This is a genomic window from Hymenobacter polaris, assembly GCF_012927305.1.
Classification (GTDB): domain Bacteria; phylum Bacteroidota; class Bacteroidia; order Cytophagales; family Hymenobacteraceae; genus Hymenobacter; species Hymenobacter polaris.
Window position 1 is genome coordinate 2,481,360 of sequence record NZ_JABBGH010000001.1, and the last position, 6,140, is coordinate 2,487,499.

5 protein-coding genes and 1 pseudogene are annotated in these 6,140 nt (G+C 67.5%); 2 read left to right on the forward strand and 4 right to left on the reverse strand.

Translation table 11 applies throughout. The features are described from left to right. Positions 1–9: 9 nt before the first annotated feature. Together HHL22_RS10415 and HHL22_RS10420 are read right to left on the reverse strand one after the other, a co-directional pair. Entirely contained in the window at positions 10–696 is a 687-nt protein-coding gene (locus HHL22_RS10415; RefSeq protein WP_169530912.1) for a DUF1990 family protein, read from the reverse strand. Then, a complete protein-coding gene (locus HHL22_RS10420; protein ID WP_169530913.1) occupies positions 689–1,270 on the reverse strand; it encodes a DUF1990 family protein in 582 nt (193 codons plus the stop codon). The genes HHL22_RS10415 and HHL22_RS10420 overlap by 8 nt, the downstream gene beginning before the upstream one ends. 220 nt (positions 1,271–1,490) lie before the next feature. On the opposite strand from HHL22_RS10420, the gene nfi reads away from it, so the two are divergent. Both nfi and HHL22_RS10430 read left to right on the forward strand, forming a co-directional pair. After that, positions 1,491–2,180, forward strand: coding sequence for a deoxyribonuclease V (gene nfi, locus HHL22_RS10425; RefSeq protein WP_169530914.1), 690 nt, complete (start codon positions 1,491–1,493; stop codon positions 2,178–2,180). 254 nt (positions 2,181–2,434) lie between these two features. Continuing rightward, complete coding sequence (locus HHL22_RS10430) at positions 2,435–4,879, forward strand: M43 family zinc metalloprotease (RefSeq protein ID WP_169530915.1); 2,445 nt, start codon at positions 2,435–2,437, stop codon at positions 4,877–4,879. Between the two features lie 172 nt (positions 4,880–5,051). Here HHL22_RS10430 and HHL22_RS10435 read toward each other — a convergent pair whose 3' ends face one another. Next, on the reverse strand, positions 5,052–5,960 hold the full coding sequence (locus HHL22_RS10435; RefSeq protein WP_169530916.1) for a glutamate--tRNA ligase family protein: 909 nt from the start codon (positions 5,958–5,960) through the stop codon (positions 5,052–5,054). 62 nt (positions 5,961–6,022) lie between these two features. Continuing rightward, positions 6,023–6,140, reverse strand: a pseudogene (locus HHL22_RS10440) (IS5/IS1182 family transposase); the annotation flags it as partial.

Consider the following 6,140-nt stretch of genomic DNA (forward strand, 5'->3'; position numbering starts at 1 on the left):
AACACCTTCCTAACCCCTCGGTGCGGCTATTGTTTGGGGCTGGGCCAGGGCGTGCGCCACCAGGGCCCGCATTCGGGCCAGCGACTGCCGGGCGAAGCGCAGCTGCAACGTGCGGCCAAACAGCCTGAAGCCCAGCCAGTAGAACGGATTGCGGATGCGCCCCGTCTTCGACACGGAATCGATGCGAAACTCGACGGCGCCGGTAGCCAGGTTCTTGTGCACCGCGAAGTTTATCTGGCCCATTTCGAAGTGGCCTTGCAGGGTGCGGTAGCCGTAGCCCCACACGCGCTCGGAAGGCCCTAGGGCCCCAGCGGCGGCCGGCCGCTCCTCATCTACCACGTCTGCAATGCGCACGCCGAAGCAAAATACGAACCCGAGAAAGCGTGCCCGCAGCAGCATTACGCGCTCGGCCAGGGGCTGGGCGGGGTCGAAGTAGCCTTGCAGCAGGCCGGGCGGCGGGAAGGTGTAGTGCCAAAGCACGCGTTGGGCGGCCGCAAACGAGCCGGCCGGGGCGGGCGGGCCGGGTGCTTCGGAGGGCAGGGCGGTGGCGTAGTGGTCGCGGTGCCAGCCGGTGGCGGCCGTAAACTCGGCCTGGTGCGCGTAGTCGTAGTTGACCGGGGCGTGGGCGTAGGCCGCCAGCTGGGTGCGGTAGCGCTGCCAGGCGGCCGGGCCGGGGGGCAAGGCCTTCCTAAACATAGTGGCGGGACTGCTGCGCGGGCTGGCCGGGCTCGTGGCGGGTGGTTTCGACCGTGATGGGGCCTAGGGCCTGCCCGCCGCTGGCCTGGGCCACGCGCCGGCAAAACTCCACCCAGGTAGCTTCTTGCAGCAGCCGGCCGCCGCCAATAGTGTCGTAGACAAAGGCCACCAGCCCATCGCGCGAGCGGGCCCAGGAGTGAATCTGGAAGCGCAGCTCGTCGGGGCGCTCGTCGAGCGGGGCCACCTCGAAGCGAATGCGGCCGGCCTCGGGGTGGCCCTCCAGCGTCACCAACTCGAAGCTGGTAGCATCCACGGCCGTCACGCGCACGCCCCCGTCCCAGGGACCCAAAATCTTGATCAGGAACTCGTCGCCCACGGCTAGCCTTCCCGGCTGGCCGGTGCGCCGCTCAAAGTTGGCTAGCGCCTCGGGCGAGAAGCTGGGCAGGGCCTGCTGAATGCGCTGCATGAGCGCGGCGGGGCCGTGGTGCGGGCGCGCTACATCCAGAAAGTAGCGCCGCTCCAGCTCGGGCCCCGCCCCCAGGGCCGCGGGCTGCTCGCGTTCGGTAGTAGTCATAGTGATAGTGACGAATGACTAGTGACAAATGACTAGTCACCAATGACGGATGAGGAAAACAGTAGCTGGTAGTGCTCACCACCGGGCCGAGCTATGAAACGGGAGCGGCCAACTTACGTTCTTTACGTACCCCCGCAGTTTGGCGCCCCCCCAGGGCCCAGCCCGGCGGCTCCATCCATTTATTACTAGTCACTAGTCACTAGTCGTTCGTCATTATTATATGGCCTATTACCGCCCGCCCGGCCCGCCGCCCGACCCGGCCCTGGTGCGCTCGCTGACGCAGCAGCAGTTGGCACTGCGCGAGCGCCTGCGCCTGGAGCCGCTGGCGCAGGCGCCGCGCTTTATCGGGGGGTGCGACTCGTCGTTTCCCACGCCCGACACCATCTTGTCGGTGTTTGTGGTGCTGGCGTTCCCGAGCCTAGAACTGGTGGAGAAGGTGTACAGCTACGCGCCCGTCACGATGCCCTACGTGCCGGGCTACCTCTCGTTTCGGGAGGCGGGCAACGTGGTGCAGGCTTTCGCTAAGCTGCAGCAGCACCCCGACGTGGTGATGGTAGACGGCCACGGCGTGGCGCACCCGCGCCGCCTGGGCATTGCCGCCCACCTGGGCGTGCTGCTCGACGTGCCCACCTTCGGCGTGGCCAAGCACAAGCTCTTCGGCACCTACCAGGAGCCGGGCCCCACCAAGGGCGACGTGACGCCCCTCACCGACCCCAAAACCGGCGAGCTGCTGGGCGAGGTATTGCGCTCGAAAGACAAGGTGCAGCCGCTATTCGTGAGCGCCGGCCACCGCTGCGACCAGGCCACCGCCCTGCGCCTCACCCTGGCTTGCCTGCGCGGCTACAAGCTGCCCGAGCCCACCCGCCTGGCCGACCACTGGGCTGAGGAGTTTAAGAAGGAGGTACGCTGAGCCTGAAAAACTAGCAAGCCGTAGACGGATAAAAAAGGCGGTCATGCTGAGCTTGCCGAAGCATCTCTACCAAACAGCACCCTAGAGGCGTGGTAGAGATGCTTCGGCAAACTCAGCATGACCGCCTTTTTTGCACTTTATATTTCTAACAGAAAGCCGGACGCCTTCACTGAAACGCAAAAGCCAGCAGCTTACTTTTGGGTACGGGCCCGCCCGGCCATAATGACCGGCCGGCCCCGACCGTTACCCTGCGTATGCCCACATTTTACGCTTACCTGGCGGGCCTGGCGGCGGCGCTGGCCGGTGCCCTAGGCCCCACCGCCGCCCAAACCCTGCCCAGCCCCGGCCCGCGCACCTGTGCCACGCCGCAGGCTGCCGCCCAGCAGCAGGCGCAGCTGGTGCGCCGGCTGCCGGGCTACCGGGCGGTGCTGGCCACGCGCGGCGCGGCGCGGCCGCAGGCAGCGACGGCCACCACCTACACGTTGCCGGTGGTAGTGCACGTTATTTACGACGGCGAGGCGGTGGGCACGGGCACCAACCTCAGCCAAGCCCAGGTGCAGTCGCAGCTCGACGTACTGAACGAGGACTACCGCAACCGCAACGCCGACGGCACGCTGGTGCCCAGCGTGTTTCAACCTCTGCGCGGTGATGCGCAGTTCCAGTTTCAGCTGGCCGGCATCGACCCCCTAGGCCGGCCAATGGCCGAGCCCGGCATCGACCGCGTGGACCGTCACGCCCAGGGCTGGGCCGCGCCGCCCTACGGCAGCCCCAGCGACCTGGCCTACATCGAGAACGTTATCAAGCCCCAAACCAGCTGGAACCCCGACAATTACGTTAACATCTGGGTGATGAGCCTGGGCGGCAACCTACTCGGCTACGCGCAGCTGCCCGACAACACGGCCGGCCTAGGGGGGCTGTACCCGCAAGGGGGCCTGGCGGCTACCGACGGGGTCGTTATCCAGTACGCGGCCTTTGGGCGCGTGGGCACCCTAGCGGCCAACTACGACCGGGGCCGCACCACCACCCACGAGTTGGGGCACTTTCTGGGCTTGCGCCATACCTGGGGTGACGCCGACTGCGGCGACGACTACGTGGCCGACACGCCCACCCAGCAAACCAGCGACTTCGGCTGCCCCGCGTTTCCGCACGTCAGCTGCTCAAACGGGCCCAACGGCGATATGTTCATGAACTTTCTGGACTACGTGAACGATGCCTGCATGCAGCTTTTCTCGCGGGGCCAAGCCGACCGCATGCAGGCGGTAATGGCGGCCGGCACGCCGCGCCGCAGCAGCTTGCCCGCCTCGCCGGCGCTGTGCCCGAGCCGCGTGGCAGCCACCGCCACCAACAGCGGGCTGCCCTGCGGGCTGGGCACGCTCTCCCTCTCGGCCACCGGCCCGGCCGGGGCCACCTACGCCTGGAACGGCCCCAACGGCTTCAGCAGCAGCCAGCAAAACCCGGTGCTGCTGGGCGCCACCACCGCGGCCCTGGGCACCTACAGCGTGCTGGTGTCGGCGCCGGCGGGCTGCCCCAGCGTGGCCACTACCACCGTCAGCATCAGCCCGCCGGTGTGGACGGGCGCGGCCGGCGATGGCGACTGGTTTAATGCCGCCAATTGGCAGGGCTGCGTGCCCACCCGCAGCACCGACGCGCTCGTTCCGGTGCTCAGCGGGGCGCCCTACCCCACCATTACCAGCGGCGCGGCCGAGGTGCGCACCCTCACCGTGCAGGGCACGCTGAATTTGCGCGGCGGCAGCCTGCTGCTGTACGGCGATTTTGGCGGCCTAGGGTCGTTTGCCCAAACCGGCGGGCAGGTAGTGACGCTGGGCACCGGCGCCCAACGCCTGCGCGGCGGCGCCTACCTCGACCTCATCATCGGGGGGGCGGGCACCAAAACCATCGGCAGCAGCACCATTGGCCAGCGCCTGCTGCTGAGCGGCGGCGTACTAAGCACCGGCCCCGACTCCGTAGCCCTAGCCCCCACCGCCACGCTAACCGGCGAAACCGATGCCAGCTACGTGCTGGGGCTGCTGCGCACCACCCGCACCGTGGGCCTAGGCCCCGAAACCTTTGGCAACCTGGGCGTTAGCCTAGCGGCGGGCTTCGTGCCGGGCACTACCACCGTGCGGCGCACCACGGGCACCGCGCTAGCGGGCAGCGGCAACGCCGGCATTGCCCGCTACTACGACATTCGGCCCGCCACCAGCCGCGGCCTGCAGGGCGCCACCCTGGCCCTGGCCTACCTACCCCACGAGCTAAACGGCCTGCCCGAAAGCAGCCTGGCGCTGTTTCGGCTGCCCCCCGGCAGCGCGGACTTCGCCAATGAGGGCGCCACCGCGCGCGATGCCAGCGCCCGGCTGGTTACCCGCGCCTACGTAACCGACTTGGCCGGCCGCTGGACGCTGGCCAGCACCACTACGCCGCTGGCCCCGGTGGCAAGTACGCTTATTCTCAATGCCTTCCCGGTTCCGTTTGCTACCGAGGGCCTGGCGCTGCAAGTCACCACTCCCACGGCGGGGCCGCTCACCGCGCAGGTGTTCGACGTGCTGGGCCGCCGCCTCTACGACCGCACCTTGGCCAATGTGGAGGTGGGCACCAGCACCGTAAGCCTGCCCGGCACCGAGCAGCTGAGCCCCGGCAAGTACATTATGCGGGTGCAGCAAGCCGGCCAGCAGGTGCGCCTGAATGTGGTGCGCCAGTAGCGCATAGTGGGGGCTCACCATGCATAACTAAGTAGGCAGAGTACACAGGCGGTCATGCTGAGCCTGTCGAAGCATCTCTACCGCGTAAGTAATCCTAACGTCAGGAATTAGTTACGCGGTAGAGATGCTTCGACAGGCTCAGCATGACCGCCTGTGTACTCTGCCTACTTAGTTATGCATCATTACTTAAACGGCATCCCAACGCGGCCAGTAGCGTAGCCGGCGACTCTGCCGCCGCGGGGGGCAGGGCCAGTAGCCGGGCTACGGCCGCGTACACGGTCCTAGGGCCGCTGGGCATCTCCAGCACGCCCCGGTCGGCGCCGGCCTGGGTACTCTTGCTGAGCTTGTGGCCAGCGGCATCAGTCAGCAGGTCGTGGTGAAAAAAGCGGACGCGGGCCGCCCGAAAATTCTGCATTTCGGGCAGCTGGGCCGCCAGCCAGAGCTGCGCCGCCGTGCTGGGCAGCAGGTCGAGGCCGCGCACGATGAGCGTGGTGCCCAGGCGCAGGTCATCGACCACCGAGGCGAGCTGGTAGGCTGCTACGGCGTCTTTTTTGCGCACCACGAAGTCGGGCATTGCCGCGCCCAGCGGCACCTGCGGGGCGCCCTGCCAGCCGTCGGTCCAGGTTACGATGGTGCCTAGGGGTACTTGCGCCCGCCAGGCCACACCGGGCGTATCGAGGGCCACCGGGGCGGCGGCCGCGCCGGGGCCGCTGGTGCGCGAGCGGTGGCTGGCCGCAAGCAGGCCGGGGCGCTGAGCTAGGCGGCGCAGCGCAGCGTTGTAGGTGGGCAGGTGCAGCAGCTGCGAGTAGTGGCGCAAGAAGTCGTCGGGGCCGGCGGGGCCGTGGTCGTAATCCAACTGCAGCCAGTCGATTACCCGAAAAATATTCTCCACGTACGGCCGCCGCAGGCGGGCCCGGTCCAGGTCGTCGATGCGCAGGTGCAGCTGCCCGCCTTTCTGGCGCACCAGCAGCCAGGTCAGTACGAAGTTCACGGCGTTGCCCAGGTGCAGGTAGCCGCTGGGCGTGGGCGCCAGCCGGCCGACGGGGGGAGCGAGAGGCGGCGGGGAGGAATAAAACGTCATGCTGAGCGAAGTCGAAGCATCTCTCCCGCGTAAGTAATCCTAACATCAGGAATTAGGATGTGTTAACAGTCACGTAGCCAAAGGACAGTTGCCGCGAGGTGAATAAAGGCTAGAAAATGGGCATCTAACTTGTCGTACCGGGTAGCCACGCGGCGAAACTGCTTGAGGCGGCTAAAGAAG